Genomic DNA, 15,231 nt, shown 5'->3' on the forward strand with positions numbered 1-15,231 from the left:
TCGCCTTCGTGAACACGTGTGCGCTATCCTGGACTCTTCGGCATGGGAGCGCCGGTTGGGACGACGACGGCAGAACAGCGGGATGCGGCCGGTGACGGCCCAGGCGGTGGCGGAGCGGGCCGGGGTGTCGCGCGCCACGGTCTCGCGCATCATGTCCGGCCAGGCCCGGGTGGCGGCCGAGACCCGCGAGCGGGTGCTGGAGGCGGCCTCGGCGCTCGGCTACCAGGTCAACATGCTGGGCCGCGGCATGAACCGCCAGCGCTCCGACCTGGTGGGCATCGTCGTGCGCGGCGCCACCGACCCCTACCGCGCGGCCCTGTTCGAGGCGCTGTTGCGCGAGATCGACGGCCGCGGCCTGCAGTCGCTGGTCAGCGAGGTCGGCGACGAGGCGGCGCTGGACCGCACCATCGCCCGTTTCCTGCAGTACCGGGTCAGCGGCGTGCTGGTGACCTCCGGCGCGCCGCCGATCGCCCTGGCCGAGCAATGCGCCCGGCTGGGCATCCCGGTGGTGGCGCTGAACCGCGCCGTGTCGATCCCCGGGGTCGACGCCGTGCTGTCGGACAACGAGACCGGCGGCCGGTTGGCGGCGGAGGCGCTGCTGGCCGCCGGCTGCCGGCATCTCGGATTCCTCGGGGTCGAGGGCGGCACCTATAGCGGGCTGGCCCGCAGCGCCGCCTTCGTCGCCGCGCTGGCGCCGGCCCTGGCTGCCGGCCGCGCCACCTTCCGCCCGATCGTCGCCGCCGGACCCGACCACGACGCCGGCGCCGCGGCCGCCGCCCGGGCCTGGGACGCGCCGCTGGACGGACTGTTCTGCGCCAGCGACGTGCTGGCCTGCGGCTTCCTGGACGGGGCAAAGGCCGCCGGCCGCGCCGCCCCGCGCGATGTCTCGATCATCGGCTTCGACGACGTGACGCCGGCCGGCTTGGCCCCCTATCGGCTGACCACGATCCGCCAGGATGCCAGCCGCATCGCCGCCCGCGCCGTGGCGCTGATGTTGGAGCGGGCCGAGGACCCCACCCGGCCGGCCGTGGTGGAGACGGTGCCGGTCACCCTGGTGCGGCGGGCCACGGTCGCCGGCTAGGCCAGATCCTTGGTCATGAACACCCGGCTGGTGCCCGGCGGGTCGCAGGGAATGTCGCCGAACACCCGCCAGCCGTGGCGGCGGTAGAAGTCCGGCGCCTGGAAGCTGATGGTGAGGAGCACGGCGGAGCGGCAGCCACGCCGCCGCCCCTCCTCCTCCATCAGCCGCAGGATCCGGCTGCCCAGCCCCGAGCCGCGCAGCGCCTTCGGCAGCCAGAACAGCTCGATGAACAGCAGCCCCAGCGATGTCCGTCCCTTGGCACCGCCGAGGATCTCACCGGTCGCGGGATCCTTGACCGTCACGGCGAGCGGCCGCCGGTCGCTGTAGCCGATGACCTCGTCGTTATAGGCGTTCAGACCGTCATCGATGATGGCTTCGAGCCGGTCGTCGACGACATCGGTCAGCACGATCTCCGGATCAGGCATGGCCGCCTCCAGCTCCATCGATACCTACGACACCCGACGCTGCACGCCGTCGATCGGCGACAGGTGCGAGATCAGCCGCTTGCCGGTCCAGTACAGCAGCCGGACCAGCGGCGGCTCGATGCCGACCGTCAGCTCCGCTCCCTGCTCGAGGTTGAACCCGACCGCATGCGACGGGCTGGGCCCGATCGAGGCCGGGATGCCGGCGAAGGTGGTGTCGACCGCGCGGTGGACATGGCCGCACAGCACATGCGCCACCTGGCGGTGCCGGACCAGCACCCGGGCCAGGCCGTCGCCATTGCCGCAGCGCCAGCCGTCCATGCGGGTCAGTCCGGTCTCGAAGGGCGGATGATGCATGAACACCAGCGCCGGCTGCTGCGGCGCCTCCGACAGCCGGGCGTCGAGCCATTCGAGGCGCTCGTCGCACAGCAGCCCCTCGATCCGGCCCGGGATGGTGGTGTCGAGGCCGATCAGGCGCAGGCCCCCGGTCTCGCCGGCGATATTCAGGAACGGGCCGTCGGCGCCGATCCCGGCATGGCCGGCGAAGGCCTCGCGCATCGCCTCGCGCGAATCATGGTTGCCGGGGATCGCCAGCATCGGCAGGCCCAGCGGCGCCAGCGCCTTCTGGAACAGCCGGTACGATTCGACATCGCCACGATCGACCAGGTCGCCGGTGACCAGCAGCAGGTCCGGCCGCGGCGACAGCGCGGCGAGATGCTCGGCGCAGCGGCGCAGCGCGCCGAGCGCGTCGATCCCCGTCTCGACCGCGACGTCCGGCGTGGTCACATGGGTGTCGGTGATCTGGGCGATCAGCATGAACGTCCGGTACCTCGGCGCCGCGGGAGACGGGATCGGCACGGTCGCGCGAGGGCCGTGCCGACTGATCTTGGTCCCAGACCGTTACAACGACGGCGAGGCCCAGCGCCAGCGCCGGAATGGGAATACGGCTATTGCGCGCCGAGTGCGACCGGCAGGCTGAGCGTCTCCTTGCCCCGGACCACGGTCAGCATCACCGAGGTCTGCGGCCGCATCAGGCCGACGGCGTTGCGCAGCGCGGTGGCGCCGTCGATCGGGTGCCCGTCCAGCCCCGTCACCACGTCGCCGACCTTGAGGCCGGCCGAGGCGGCCACGGTGCCGGGGACGATGCCGGTGATCAGCGCGCCGCGGTTGACGGAGATGCCGCGCGACGCAGCCTTGGCCGCGGTCAGGTCCTCGATTGCGACGCCGAGCCGGGCCCGCGACACCGAGCCGAACTGCTCGATCTGGTCGATCGAGTTCTTGACCATGTGCATCGGGATGGCGAAGCCGATGCCGGCATTGGCGCCGGACGGGCTGAGGATGGCGGTGTTGATGCCGACCAGGCGGCCGTTGAGGTCGATCAGCGCCCCGCCGGAGCTGCCGGGGTTGATCGCCGCGTCGGTCTGGATGAAGTCCTCATAGCCCTCGATGCCCAGGCCGCTGCGGCCGGTGGCGCTGACGATGCCAAGCGAGGCGGTCTGGCCCAGGCCGAACGGGTTGCCGATCGCGACCACGAAGTCGCCGACCTTGGGCATGTCGGTGTCGTCCACCGGCAGCTCGGTCTTCAGCCCTCTGGCCGGGATGCGCAGCACCGCGATGTCGATGTCGGCCGCCGAGCCCACGACCTGGGCCGTCACCTCGTTGCCGTCGCCCAGGGTGACGCCGATCTCGGTGGCGTTCTCGACCACATGGGCGCTGGTGACGACCAGGCCCTTGGCGGCGTCGACGATGACGCCGGAGCCGACGCTGCGGAACGCCTTCTCCTTCTCGCCGCCGAAGTAGCGCCGGATGTCGGGATCGCGCAGCATCTCGGCGCTGGGCCGGACGGTGCCGCGGACCTGGACGTTCACCACCGCCGGCATCGCCTCGGTCAGCAGCGGGTTGAGGCTGGTCGGCAGGGCGCCGCCGGCGGAGCCGGCCGAACCCCCCGAATTGCAGGCGGCCAGCGCCAGCATCGCAGGCACGACCAACAGCGTCAGGATGCGGCGCATCAATGTCTCCTTCCGATCCGCTGGAAGATGTGCGCCGGTTTGCGCCAAGCGTCCAGGATTGGGTTGATTCCCGACCACCGAACCCGCGAGGGCGGCGAAAGTTCACGGGCGGCTGGCCAAGGTGGCGGCAAGAACGGCCCGGGAGCAAGGGTTTTGCGATCGGTGCGTCGCTGCCCCTCCCATCTCGCCGCCGGCCGGGCTATAGTCGGACATGACGACTGTGTGACATCGGCGTCGGCGACAGGCGTCGGGCTGCGACCCGCTCAGATCCGGAGGGACTTCATGACCGCGAGCGAACACGCCGACAGCGCGGATATCGAGGCTTTGGCGAAATTTTTGTCCGAATCCGGCTCGTCCGCCGTGGCGCCCTTCGCCCTGGTGCGCCGGGGCAAGGTGATGTGCTTCTTCGACAACCCGTCGACGGCGACCGAGAGCGGCATCCAGGCCTATGCCGACCGCGCCTTCACGGTGATCGACATCCGCGCCCAGAGGGTCGTCCGCCGGCGGTGAGGGGCCGGCCGTCATCGACACCGATCATCCGTCCGGTCGGAACGGCTCGCGGATCGCTTCTCTCGGCATATCCGGCAGGTCGACGCCGCCAAACGGCGCAAAGCGCTGCCGGATCGCATCCGCCAGATTTCCAGCGCCGTCGGGTTCCCGCGATAGCGCAGACCGAAGGATGTCCAGCGCTTCCTCTTCGATCGAACGGACGTTGCGGGCAGCACGCCGACGCAGGCGGGCCAGCAGGTGGGCGTCGGTGGCAATAGTCGCGAAGGCCGGCTCCAACGATCGATGATGCGCCGCGATTCTCCCGCGGGAGAGATCTCTTCGCAACTGCATGTCTTGGGCCGGCTTTACTTTCCATCCCCCCGCAAGGGGAGGGGGAGGATGGAAGGCAGAGATCGGCTCAAATGGCGAGGTCTGAAAAGTCGGGTGCCCTGCCCTCAGCCCCGGTCCTCGATCGCCCTTTGCCGCAGCAGGTGGTCGGCCAGGACGCAGGCCATCATCGCCTCACCCACCGGCACGGCGCGGATGCCGACGCAGGGGTCGTGCCGGCCCTTGGTCAGGATCTCGGTGTTGTGGCCCTCGATGTCGACCGTGCGCCGCGGCGTCAGGATCGAGCTGGTCGGCTTGACCGCGAAACGCACCACCACCGGCTGGCCGGTCGAGATGCCGCCGAGGATGCCGCCGGCGTTGTTGGCGGTGAAGCGCACGGCGCCATCATTGCCCATCAACATCTCGTCGGCGTTCTCCTCGCCGGACAGGGACGCGGCGCCGAAGCCGGCGCCGATCTCGACCCCCTTCACCGCGTTGATCGTCATCATCGCCCGGGCCAGGTCGCTGTCGAGCTTGTCGTAGATCGGCTCGCCCCAGCCGGGCGGTACGCCCTCCGCCACCACCTCGACCACGGCACCGGTGGAGGACCCGGCCTTGCGCACGCCGTCGAGATAGTCGGTCCAGCGCGACGCGGTCTCGGCGTCGGGGCAGAAGAACGGGTTGCGGTCGACCTCGTCCCAGTCCCAGCGGTCGCGATCGATCTTGTGCGGGCCGATCTGCACCAGCGCGCCGCGCACGGTCACGCCGGTCAGGATCTTTCGGGCGACGGCGCCGGCGGCGACCCGGCAGGCGGTCTCGCGCGCGCTCGACCGGCCGCCCCCGCGCGGGTCGCGGATGCCGTATTTCTTCCAGTAGGTGTAGTCGGCATGGCCCGGCCGGAACTTGGCCGCGATGTCGGAATAATCCTTGCTGCGCTGGTCGGTGTTCTCGATCAAGAGCGAGATCGGCGTGCCCGTCGTCTGGCCCTCATAGACGCCGGACAGGATCTTCACCTCGTCGGCCTCGCGCCGCTGGGTGACGAAGCGCGACTGGCCGGGCTTGCGCTTGTCCATCCAGGGCTGGATGTCGGCCTCGCTCAGCGGGATCCGCGGCGGCGTGCCGTCGACCACGACGCCGATCGCCGGCCCGTGGCTTTCGCCCCAGGTGGTGAAGCGGAACAGGGTTCCGAAGCTGTTGCCGGCCATATCCGAATCCGCCCGGGCCTCAGCCCTCTTGCGCCATGCGATCGAGGGCGTCGCCCTCGAGCCGATAATAGATCTTCTGCGCCAGCCGCGCCGCGCCGATCCGGTCGTAGAGGCGCTGCGCTCCCTCGTTCCAGGTCTCGGTGGTCCAGTCGAGGCGGGTGCAGCCGCGGTCCTGCGCCAGCCGCGCCAGGAAGCGCAGCAGCGCCTCGCCGGCGCCGAGCCCGCGCGCCCCGTCGCAGACATACAGGTCTTTCAGCTGCAGATGCCCGGTCAGGGCCCGCCCCGGGAACAGCATGCCGAAGCTGGCGGCACCGACCGCCCGGCCGTCGATCTCGGCCAGGGCGATCTCGGTCGGATGCTCGCCATAGACGTAGCGTTCGACCCGCTCGGCCGCGACCGTGTCGGGGTCGAGCACCCGGCCTTCGGCATAGTGCCGGTCGAGGTCCTGGAACACCGCCGTCACGGCCGCACGATCGGCATCCGTGGCCAGCCGGACCGTGACGGCCGCGCTCATGACTTCGGCGCCAGGCCCTGCAGCAGCTCGGCGGTCGCCGCGGCGGCGTCGACCGAGACCATGCCGACGGTGTGGTAGCCGCTGTCGACGTGGTGGACCTCGCCGGTCACGCCGGAGCCGAGCTCGGAGATCAGGTACAGCCCCGCGCCGCCGACCTGCTCGATGGTGACGTTGCGCTTCAGCGGCGCGTTCAACTCGTTCCACTTCAGGATGTAGCGGAAATCGCCGATGCCGCTGGCGGCCAGGGTCTTGATCGGGCCGGCCGAGATGGCGTTGACCCGGATGCCGCGGCCGCCGAGATCGACCGCGAGGTAGCGCACGCTGGCCTCCAGCGCCGCCTTGGCCACGCCCATCACGTTGTAGTGCGGCATCACCCGCTCCGCCCCGTAATAGGTCAGGGTCAGCAGGCAGCCGCCGTCGCGCATCAGCGGCACCGCCCGCTGCGCCACGGCGGTGAAGCTGTAGCAGGAGATGTCCATGGTGCGCAGGAAGTTGTCCCGCGTCGTGTTCAGGTACAGGCCGTCGAGCTCATTCTTGTCGGAGAAGGCGATGCCGTGCACCAGGAAGTCGAGCCGGCCCCAGTCGCGCTCCAGCGTCTGGAACACCGCGTCGATGCTGGCCTGGTCGGTGACGTCGCAGGGCAGCACATGGGTCGAGCCGACGCTTTCGGCGAGCGGCTTGACACGCTTGTGCAGCGCGTCACCCTGGTAGGTGAAGGCGAGCTCCGCACCATGCGCCGCACAGGCCGACGCGATCCCCCAGGCGATCGACCGGTCATTGGCGACGCCCATGATCAAGCCGCGCTTGCCTTGAAGGAGCGGAGAGGGAACCGTCATTGCAGAGCCTCAGTTGGGGTCAGGAAGCCCGAACGGGGCGCGCCGCGGGTCCTTGGATTAAAGTGCGGGGATCGTACACGAACGCCCTGTCGGGTCAAATGTGGGCTGATGAATGGCATCGGGACCGGGTGATCGGCAAGAGCAGAGCCGGAGTATCGGCCGGAAAGCCCGTCACTGGGCGCGGGCGATCTACACCTTCGCGCGCTACGCCGTGCTGCGCTTCTGGAACGACCGTGGGGCGCAGGCCGCCTCGGCCCTGACCTATTCCTCGCTGCTGGCGCTGGTGCCGATCGCCACCATCGCCTTCTCGATCCTTTCCGCCTTCCCCGCCTTCGGCCTGATCAAGGGCGCGGCCCAGGCCTGGCTGGTCGAGATGCTGGTGCCCGAGGTCGGGCACACCGTGCTGAACTACCTGGAGGGCTTCAGCCAGAACACCGGCCGGCTGACCGCCTTCTCGATCGTCGGCCTGGTGGTCAGCTCGGTGCTGCTGCTGGCCACCATCGAGGACGCCTTCAACGGCATCTGGCGGGTGAAGGAGCAGCGGGCCTGGGCGGTGCGGATCGTCACCTTCTGGGCGATCCTGACCCTGACCCCGATCCTGGTGGTCGCCAGCTTTTCCTTCACCATCAGCTTCTTCGGCAGCCATAGCGGCGGCGTCGCCCAGCAGCTGTGGGCGCCGTTCATCGGCTTCGTGCCGCTGATGCTGCAGTTCATCGGCTTCACGCTGTTGTACCAGCTGATCCCGAACCGCTCGGTGCGCTGGACCGACGCCGTGATCGGCGGAGCCATCGCGGCGGTGGCGTTCGACCTCTCCAAGCGCCTGTTCGCCTGGTATCTGCGCGAGTTCCCGGCCTATGAGACGATCTACGGCGCCCTGGCCACGATCCCGATCTTCCTGCTGTGGCTGTACCTCGCCTGGTCGATCGTGCTGATCGGCGCGGTGATCGCCGCGGCGCTGCCGGACTGGCGCTCCGGCCGGCTCCTCGGCGGCGAGATCGACAAGGTCCTGCCCGGGCCGCGGCTGACCATCGCCGTCGCCATCCTGCGCGAGCTGGCGGCGGCCAGCCGGCTCGGCATCGGCCTGCATCGCCCGACCCTGCTCGACCGCGTGCCGGTCGGCATCTCCGCCCTCGACGGCATGCTGGAGCAGCTGCGCCACGCCCGCTTCGTCGAACGCTCCGCCTCCGACACCTGGCTGATCTCGCGCGATCTCCGGGTCACCACGCTGGCCGACCTGATGCGCGGCCTCGGCGTCGGCATGCGCGGCAAGATCGGCGAGGTGCCGGGGCTGGAGGGCGTATGGCTGCAGGCGCTGGCCGACCGCATCCACGCCGCCGAGGAGGCGCATCAGGACAGCCTGGGCGTGCCGCTGGCGGCGGTGCTGGTCGACGAGCCGCCGGCCGAGCGCCTGCCCGGCCGGGCGGAGAAGCCACCGATCCCGCTGCACCGGGTCGCCCCGAATGCGGAAGGCCCGCCGTGAGCGACACGGCGGGCCTTCGTCGGACGGTTCGGATCCCGCGTCTTAGCCGTTGACCACCCGCCAGGTGCCGTCGCCTTCGCGGCAGGCCGTGCCCCGGCCGGTCTGGGCCCGGCCCTCGACATAGATGGTCTGGGTGAATTCGCGGCAGTCGCGCCCGTATTCCTGATCCCGATAGGTACGGGTCGGGGTGACCGTGCCGTAATTGCCCGAATCCGGGTTGCGCCAGGAGCTGGAGGTGCCGGTGGGGGCGCTCTCGAAGGCCTGGTTGTAGGTGCGCTCGGCATAGAGCTGGTCCGACCGGTCGAGCGAGGAGCCGACCGAGTTGCCGAGCCAGCCGCCGATCAGCACGCCCGCGGCCGTTGCCGCCAGCTTGCCGGTGCCGCTGCCGAACTGCGAGCCCAGCAGGCCGCCGCCAGCGGCGCCGATCAGGGTGCCGGCGCCCTGCTTCGGGCCATAGTCCTGGCACCCGGCCAAGGCGACCGCACCGACGAGCACGGCGGCGATGGTGTACTTCCTCATGATCTCCGATCCTCCTGCGATGCCCGCAGCGGGCATCGGACCTGTCCTGGCCGCCATGGACTTCACGGCGTCGATGCCTAATGTAGCCAAAATTCGACCGAATGAAGGCCGTGCGCCATGACGACGCCCCCCTCCACCACCCCGAATCCCGGCAATGCCGCAACCGAACCCGCCAACCGGGATTTCGTTCCGCCGGCGGACCCGTTCGCGCTGTTCGAAACCTGGTTCGGCCTGGCCGCGGCGCATGAGATCAACGACCCCAACGCCGTGGCGCTGGCGACCGCGACCGCCGACGGTGCGCCGTCCGTCCGGATGGTGCTGCTGAAGGGCGTCGACGACGCCCAGGCCGAAGCGCGCGGCTTCGTCTTCTTCACCAATCTCGAGAGCCGCAAGGGCGAGGAGCTGGCGCGCAACCCGCGGGCGGCGCTGTGCTTCTACTGGAAGAGCCTGCGCCGGCAGGTGCGGGTCGAGGGGCCGGTGACGCCGGTCGAGCCGGCCGAGGCCGATTCCTACTACGCCAGCCGGGCCCGCGGCAGCCGGATCGGCGCCTGGGCCTCAGCCCAGTCGCGGCCGCTGGCCGACCGGGCGACGCTGGAGCAGGCGGTCGACGAGGCCACCCGCCGCTTCGGCCCGGAGGAGTCGGACGGGCCGGTGCCGCGGCCGCCGCACTGGTCCGGCTTCCGCCTGGTGCCGTGGCGGATCGAATTCTGGCAGGAGAGGCCGTACCGCCTGCACGACCGGGTGGTGTACGAACCGGGCCTGAGCGGCTGGAGCCACCACCGGCTGTATCCGTGACCGAGCCCCATCCGGTCGCCGACCAGGCCCGGCGCGACCGGCTGCTGCGGCTGGCCACGACGGTCAGCGTCTCGGTCGCCTCGACCCTGGCCGTGCTCAAGCTGGCCGCCTGGCTGGTCACCGGATCCGCCGCGATCCTGTCCTCGCTGCTCGACAGCCTGGTCGACGTCGCCGCCTCCGGCATCCTCTTGATCAGCGTGCGCCACGCGCTGCGGCCGCCCGACCGGTCGCACCGCTTCGGCCACGGCAAGGCCGAACCGCTGGGCGCCATCGCCCAGGCCGCCTTCGTCGGCGGCTCGGCCCTGCTGCTGATCTTCGAATCGGCCGGCCGATTCATCACCCCGACGCCGATCGTCGAGGTGCCGCTCGGCGTCGCCGTGATGTCGATCTCGCTGGTGGCGACGGTCCTGCTGGTCGTATTCCAGCGCGGCGTCGCCCGCCGCACCGAATCGACCGCGATCGAGGCCGACCGGCTGAACTATGTCGGCGACACCGCCACCAGCGTGGTGGTGCTGGCGGTGCTGGTGATCGGCCAGCGGCCGGGCTGGCTGTGGCTCGACCCCGCCGCCGCGATCGGCGTGGCGCTATGGCTGCTGGTCAGCGCCGCCCGCATCGCCCGCCGCGCCGTCGACCACCTGATGGACCGCGAGCTGCCGCGCGAGGATCGCGACCGGATCGCCGCCATCGTCCGCGCCGACCCGGAGGTGGTGGGCCTGCACGACATGCGCACCCGCAGCGCCGGCGGCACCCGCTTCATCGAGCTGCATGTCGAGATGGAGGGCGGCCTGACCCTGTGGCAGGCCCACACCATCTGCGACCGGGTCGAGGCGGCGCTGTCCGCCGCCTTCCCCGACGCCGAGGTGATCCTGCACCAGGAGCCGGCCGGGCTGGACGACGAGCGCCTCGACCACCGCATCTACAAGCGCACCAGCTAGCGCCTGCCCCACTCCGCTGCCGCCCGGGTTCGACCCGGCCCCTGCCGCCTGCTAGGCTGCGCCGGCGACCAGAAAGGAATCCCATCGTGCCGCAGCCCGATCATGTCATGGCCTTTCCGATCCCGGACGAGGCGGCGCTCGACGAGGACCTCAAGGCCTATTATGCCAAGTGCCTGGAGAAGCTGGGGCTGGTGCCGAACGTGATCCGCGCCTACAGCCTGCGGCCGAAGAAGCTGCGCAACTTCATCGCCACCTACAACGAGCTGATGCTGGGCGACAGCGGCCTGTCGAAGCTGGAGCGGGAGATGATCGCCGTCACCGTCTCCTCCGCCAACCGCTGCTACTACTGCCTGGTCGCGCACGGCCAGGCGGTGCGGCGCCTGGCCGACGACCCGGAGCTCGGCGAGATGCTGGCCTTCAACCACCGCGTCGCCCGGCTGCCGCCGCGCCAGCGCGCCATGCTGGACTTCGCCTGGCTGCTGACCACCGAGCCGCACCGGGTCGGCGACGCCGAGCGCGCGGCGCTGCGCCAGCACGGCTTCTCCGACGAGGACATCTTCGACATCTGCGACGTGACCGGGTTCTTCAACATGTCGAACCGGGTCGCCTCGGGCGTCGACATGATGCCGAACCGCGACTATCACGCGATGAACCGCTGATCCCCCGGGCAGGAATCATTCATGGGCCGCTTCATCCGCGCCATCCTCATCATCTTCGGCGTGCTGTTCCTGCTGCTGATCGTGGCCGCCGGCGGGCTGGTCTGGTACGCGGCCGACCGGTCGCCGCAGCTGCCGAAGGGCGATCTCGCCTTGCTGCTCGACCTGCGCAAGGGCGCGCCGGACGGGGTCCCGGCCGGGCGCTTCAGCCTGAGCCGCAGCCCGCTGACCCTGCACCAGACGATCGACGCGATCGACCGCGCCGCCGCCGCCCCGCGGGGCGGCGCCATTGTCGCCCGGCTGTCGGCCGATGCGGTGCCGCTGGCCTCGGCGCAGGAGCTGCGCGACGCCATCGACCGGGCGCGGCGGGCCGGCAAGCTGACGGTGGCCCATGCCGACGACCTCGGCAGCGGCGGGCCGGGCAATGTCGCAGTCTTCCTCGCCGCCGGCTTCGACCAGACCCTGATGATGCCGCAGGGCAGCGTCGGCCTGACCGGCATCTCGGTCGAGGTGCCGTTCGTGCGCGACCTGCTGGACACTGTCGGCGTCCAGCCTGAGGTCAGCAAGCGCGGCCAGTACAAATCGGCGCCCGAGACCTTCACCGAGCGCGACTTCACCCCGGCCAGCCGGGCGATGAACGAGGCGATGGCCCAGGGCCTGTACGACCAGCTGGTCGCCGGCATCGCCCAGGGCCGCGCCCTGCCGCCGGACCAGGTCAAGCGGCTGATCGACGGCGGGCCCTACACCGCCACGGAGGCGGTCGACGCCAAGCTGGTCGACAAGCTGGCCTATTGGGACGAGGTCGACGGGCTGGTCGACGCCCGGGCCGGCCGCAAGCTGACCGAGGTCAAGGCCGACGCCTATCTCGAAGCGACCGAGCCGAAGACGAAGAGCGACCAGCCGCGGATCGCGGTGATCTACGCCACCGGCCCGATCGTCGACGAGCCGTCGGAGAGCAGCCTGGAGCGCCAGATCGTCGGCCGCGAGCTGGCCGAGACCATCGACGACGCGGTCGAGGACGAGAAGGTCAAGGCGATTGTGCTGCGCATCGACAGCCCCGGCGGCTCGGTCGTCGCCTCGGCCCTGGTCGGCCGGTCGGTCGGGCGGGCGCGCGACGCCGGCAAGCCGATCGTGGTGTCGATGGGCGAGACCGCGGCCTCCGGCGGCTACTGGATCGCCGCCCAGGCCAAGGCGATCGTGGCCGAGCCCTCGACCCTGACCGGATCGATCGGCATCTTCGCGGGCAAGCCGGTGCTGCAGGCGCTGTGGAAGAAGGTCGGCGTCAACTGGGGCAGCGTGCAGCGCGGCCGCAACGCCGGCATCTGGACCGTGAACGAGCCCATGGACTCCACCGAGAGGGGCCGCTTCGAGGCCGGCGTCGACGCCGGCTACGACGCCTTCCTGCAACTCGTGGCCAAGGGCCGCGGCCTGGACCCGAAGGCGGTCGACGCCATCGCCCAGGGCCGGGTCTGGCTCGGCAGCGAGGCGGTGAAGAACGGCCTGGTGGACCGGCTGGGCGGCCTCGACGCGGCGATGGTCATCGCCCGCCAGGCGATCGGCCTGAGCCCCGACGCCAAGGTGGCGGTGGTGCGCCTGCCGCGGCCGCGCTCGGCCCTGGACACGCTGCGCCGGCTGATCTCCGGCAGCCCGCTCGGCGGGGCGGCGCTGCTCGAGGCCGGGCTGGGCCCGCTTGGCCCGATCGCGGAACGCTTCGGCGCCCTCGCCGCCGCGGCGGACGGCCCGGTCGCGGCAATGCAGCCGCTGCTGCTGGGACGGTAGGGTCGAGATCAGTCAGCCAAGGACTGATTCCGACCCTTTGCCGGTGGTGCGGCCCACAACAGGGCCGTGAGGCAGAAGGTGCAGGCGATGGCGAACAGCACCAGGCCGATGCGGGTGGCGAAACTGTCCGGCGTGCTGGCAGGCAGCGGCGAGACGCCCAGGCCGAACAGGATCAGGAAGGTCGTGAGCGCGCCGGCATAGACCTTTCCGGCCTTGGGATCCGCCGCCGCCCGCCCTCCGAACAGCAGGGCGACGATGAGGACCGTCAGGAAGAGGAACAGCAGGGTCGGGCGCAGCTCGACGACGGCGAAGGCGAGCGAAGCGACGATGCCGCCGAGGAGATTGACGATCATCAGCCCGAAGGCGGTACGCCCGCTGGTCGCGAGGTCGAGCTGGTTCAGCAGCGAAGCCACGGTGATCGGCACGACGATGGCCGTGGAGAAGCGGCTGTCGACCAGGCAGAGGACGACCATGGCCAGCAGGATCGCCGTGTTGGCCAGGGCCCGGTGGACGGCCCGGTCGAGGCTGGGCGTGGCGGGCCGCTGGGGGGCCTCGCCACCGGGATCGGGAAAGACCGCATGGGCGAGCCAGGTGAGGACGACGCCGCCCAGCGCCCCCTTGAACAGGATGAGGATGATGCTCTCGCCCAGGTCCTTCTGCAGGATGCCGAGCATCGGCACCATCACGGCGATGACGATGACGAGGAAGGCCGCCGCACCGCCCTTGCCCTGCGCCTGCAAGAGAAAGCAGGCGAAGTAGATCAGGCCGAGCAGCGAAAGCAGCACGGCCGGCCGGTCGCCGAAGAGACCGGTGAGCCAGACCAGCGTCTCGCCGACGACGAGGATCAGCACGATCAGGCCGATCGCCTGCCTGGCCCCGAGCGGGCGCGGGCTGGCGACGAGGAATTGCACCGCGAACATCGGGGCGAGGAAGGGCAGGACTTCGCCGTTCGCGACCGCCACGGTGAAGCCGACGGCCACCGCAGCTGCGATGCGCAGGCCCTGCCGTTTCGCCCGCAGGGCCGGTCGGACGGGTGCTGCGTCAGCTGACATAGGTCAGCGCCGAGATCAGCCGGATCCAGACATGGCCGACGGCGTTCATCACCGGATTCTTGCCGGTGTAGATCACTACATTGACCTGCGAGCCGTAGCGGATGCCGCGCGGCGGCGGGTCCTTGAAGACGAGCCGGACGGGAAAGCGCTGCGGCTCGCGCACCCAGCCGCTCTGGTTGCGGATGCTCGGCAGGCCGGTGGAGGGGTCGATGCTGCCCTGGGACACGCCCCAGCCCACGCTCTCGACGCGCATGGCGAAGACCGTGCCGGGCAGCGAATCCAGCACCACCTCCGCCTCGTCGCCGGGCGCGACATATTCGAGGCTGTTCTCCTTGTAGGCGGCCGCCACCCAGATCGTGCCGGCGTCGATGAAGGTCAGCGCTGCCTGGCCGGTGCCGACCACCTGGCCGACACCGAGCTGGAGATTGGTGACGACGCCGTCGGACGGGGCGAGGACGGTCGTGTGCAGCAGGTCGAGGCGGGCGCGCTCGAGGGCGGCCAGGGCTTCCTTGAACTGCGGATTGTCGTTGCCCTGCGGCCCGAGCTCCTCGCGCGCCTTGGCGAGATCGGCTTCCGCGCCGGTGACGGTGGCTTCCGAGACGCCGAGCGCCGCATTCGCCTCGTCGAGCCTGGCACGGGCATAGACGCCGCGTTCGACCAGGGTCCTGGCGCGCTCCACCTGCGCCCGCACATTCTCGCGGTCGGCCTGCGAGCTCACCAGCTTGGCCTGGGCGGATTCCACCGCCTGGGTCGAGGCGCCGAGGGTCTGGCCGATGCGTTCGAGGTGCGCCTCCGCCTCGGCGACGGCGATCTCGTAGGGCCTCGGATCGATGCGGAACAGCACCTGCCCGGCAGTCACCCGGGCATTGTCGGTGACGCCGACCTCGAGCACCCGGCCTGCGACTTCGGATGCCATCCGCACCACATAGGCCTGAATCACGGCCTGCGACGAGGAGGGCGTCAGCCGCTCCATCGCCACCGAGAGCGCGAACAGCAGGATGGCGATCACGACGACGACGAGCGCGGTGCGCCGCAGCGGATTTTTCGGTGGCCTTTGCGCCGGCGCCGGCTCGACGGGAGCCGGGGTGTCCGCAGAGGCCCTGTCGTCAGCCATGGTCCCGCCTCCCTCGCC

17 protein-coding genes are annotated in these 15,231 nt (G+C 70.8%); 7 read left to right on the plus strand and 10 right to left on the minus strand.

The window, feature by feature from the left end:
* Positions 1-55: 55 nt before the first annotated feature.
* Complete coding sequence (locus AAHM41_RS03590; RefSeq protein ID WP_342235140.1) at positions 56-1,081, plus strand: LacI family DNA-binding transcriptional regulator; 1,026 nt, start codon at positions 56-58, stop codon at positions 1,079-1,081.
* On the opposite strand, the gene AAHM41_RS03595 is transcribed toward AAHM41_RS03590, so the two are convergent.
* From AAHM41_RS03595 to AAHM41_RS03605, 3 genes are all read right to left on the minus strand, one after another.
* Positions 1,078-1,506, minus strand: a complete 429-nt coding sequence (locus AAHM41_RS03595) for a GNAT family N-acetyltransferase (RefSeq protein WP_342235141.1) — start codon at positions 1,504-1,506, stop codon at positions 1,078-1,080. The genes AAHM41_RS03590 and AAHM41_RS03595 overlap by 4 nt on opposite strands.
* A 24-nt stretch (positions 1,507-1,530) precedes the next feature.
* Positions 1,531-2,319, minus strand: a complete 789-nt coding sequence (locus AAHM41_RS03600) for a phosphodiesterase (protein ID WP_342235142.1) — start codon at positions 2,317-2,319, stop codon at positions 1,531-1,533.
* Between the two features lie 131 nt (positions 2,320-2,450).
* Positions 2,451-3,512 (minus strand): trypsin-like peptidase domain-containing protein, encoded by a 1,062-nt coding sequence (locus AAHM41_RS03605; protein ID WP_342235143.1) that lies wholly within the window; start codon positions 3,510-3,512, stop codon positions 2,451-2,453.
* Positions 3,513-3,794: 282 nt separating this feature from the next.
* Between AAHM41_RS03605 and AAHM41_RS03610 the strand changes: the two genes are divergently transcribed.
* The gene (locus AAHM41_RS03610; protein WP_342235144.1) at positions 3,795-4,022 is read left to right on the plus strand and encodes a hypothetical protein; all 228 of its coding nucleotides are present in this window, start codon (positions 3,795-3,797) and stop codon (positions 4,020-4,022) included.
* Positions 4,023-4,046: 24 nt separating this feature from the next.
* Here AAHM41_RS03610 and AAHM41_RS03615 read toward each other — a convergent pair whose 3' ends face one another.
* The 4 genes from AAHM41_RS03615 to fabI all read right to left on the minus strand — a co-directional run bounded on the left by AAHM41_RS03615 (position 4,047) and on the right by fabI (position 6,883).
* Complete coding sequence (locus AAHM41_RS03615) at positions 4,047-4,352, minus strand: FitA-like ribbon-helix-helix domain-containing protein (RefSeq protein WP_342235145.1); 306 nt, start codon at positions 4,350-4,352, stop codon at positions 4,047-4,049.
* A 104-nt stretch (positions 4,353-4,456) separates the two neighbouring features.
* The gene (gene aroC, locus AAHM41_RS03620; RefSeq protein ID WP_342235146.1) at positions 4,457-5,533 is read right to left on the minus strand and encodes a chorismate synthase; all 1,077 of its coding nucleotides are present in this window, start codon (positions 5,531-5,533) and stop codon (positions 4,457-4,459) included.
* A 19-nt stretch (positions 5,534-5,552) separates the two neighbouring features.
* Positions 5,553-6,047, minus strand: coding sequence for a GNAT family N-acetyltransferase (locus tag AAHM41_RS03625; RefSeq protein ID WP_342235147.1), 495 nt, complete (start codon positions 6,045-6,047; stop codon positions 5,553-5,555).
* Complete coding sequence (gene fabI, locus AAHM41_RS03630) at positions 6,044-6,883, minus strand: enoyl-ACP reductase FabI (protein ID WP_342235148.1); 840 nt, start codon at positions 6,881-6,883, stop codon at positions 6,044-6,046. Before fabI ends, AAHM41_RS03625 begins: the two co-directional genes overlap by 4 nt.
* Before the next feature lie 112 nt (positions 6,884-6,995).
* On the opposite strand from fabI, the gene AAHM41_RS03635 reads away from it, so the two are divergent.
* Positions 6,996-8,363: a YihY family inner membrane protein gene (locus tag AAHM41_RS03635; RefSeq protein WP_342235149.1), complete on the plus strand. Its 1,368-nt coding sequence runs from the start codon at positions 6,996-6,998 to the stop codon at positions 8,361-8,363.
* 42 nt (positions 8,364-8,405) lie between these two features.
* On the opposite strand, the gene AAHM41_RS03640 is transcribed toward AAHM41_RS03635, so the two are convergent.
* Entirely contained in the window at positions 8,406-8,882 is a 477-nt protein-coding gene (locus tag AAHM41_RS03640; protein WP_342235150.1) for an RT0821/Lpp0805 family surface protein, read from the minus strand.
* A gap of 117 nt (positions 8,883-8,999) precedes the next feature.
* Between AAHM41_RS03640 and pdxH the strand changes: the two genes are divergently transcribed.
* The 4 genes from pdxH (at position 9,000) to sppA (ending at position 13,047) form a co-directional block, all read left to right on the plus strand.
* On the plus strand, positions 9,000-9,677 hold the full coding sequence (gene pdxH / locus AAHM41_RS03645; RefSeq protein WP_342235151.1) for a pyridoxamine 5'-phosphate oxidase: 678 nt from the start codon (positions 9,000-9,002) through the stop codon (positions 9,675-9,677).
* The gene (locus AAHM41_RS03650) at positions 9,674-10,612 is read left to right on the plus strand and encodes a cation diffusion facilitator family transporter (protein WP_342235152.1); all 939 of its coding nucleotides are present in this window, start codon (positions 9,674-9,676) and stop codon (positions 10,610-10,612) included. The genes pdxH and AAHM41_RS03650 overlap by 4 nt, the downstream gene beginning before the upstream one ends.
* 107 nt (positions 10,613-10,719) lie before the next feature.
* The gene (locus AAHM41_RS03655; RefSeq protein WP_342235153.1) at positions 10,720-11,271 is read left to right on the plus strand and encodes a peroxidase-related enzyme; all 552 of its coding nucleotides are present in this window, start codon (positions 10,720-10,722) and stop codon (positions 11,269-11,271) included.
* Positions 11,272-11,292: 21 nt separating this feature from the next.
* Positions 11,293-13,047: a signal peptide peptidase SppA gene (gene sppA / locus AAHM41_RS03660; protein WP_342235154.1), complete on the plus strand. Its 1,755-nt coding sequence runs from the start codon at positions 11,293-11,295 to the stop codon at positions 13,045-13,047.
* 8 nt (positions 13,048-13,055) lie between these two features.
* On the opposite strand, the gene AAHM41_RS03665 is transcribed toward sppA, so the two are convergent.
* The gene (locus AAHM41_RS03665; protein WP_342235155.1) at positions 13,056-14,099 is read right to left on the minus strand and encodes a DUF2955 domain-containing protein; all 1,044 of its coding nucleotides are present in this window, start codon (positions 14,097-14,099) and stop codon (positions 13,056-13,058) included.
* Positions 14,089-15,213 carry an HlyD family secretion protein gene (locus AAHM41_RS03670; RefSeq protein WP_342235156.1) on the minus strand — a complete coding sequence of 375 codons (1,125 nt, stop codon included), beginning with the start codon at positions 15,211-15,213 and terminating at the stop codon, positions 14,089-14,091. The genes AAHM41_RS03665 and AAHM41_RS03670 overlap by 11 nt, the downstream gene beginning before the upstream one ends.
* Positions 15,214-15,231 lie beyond the last annotated feature (18 nt).

Source organism: Inquilinus sp. OTU3971 (assembly GCF_038440215.1).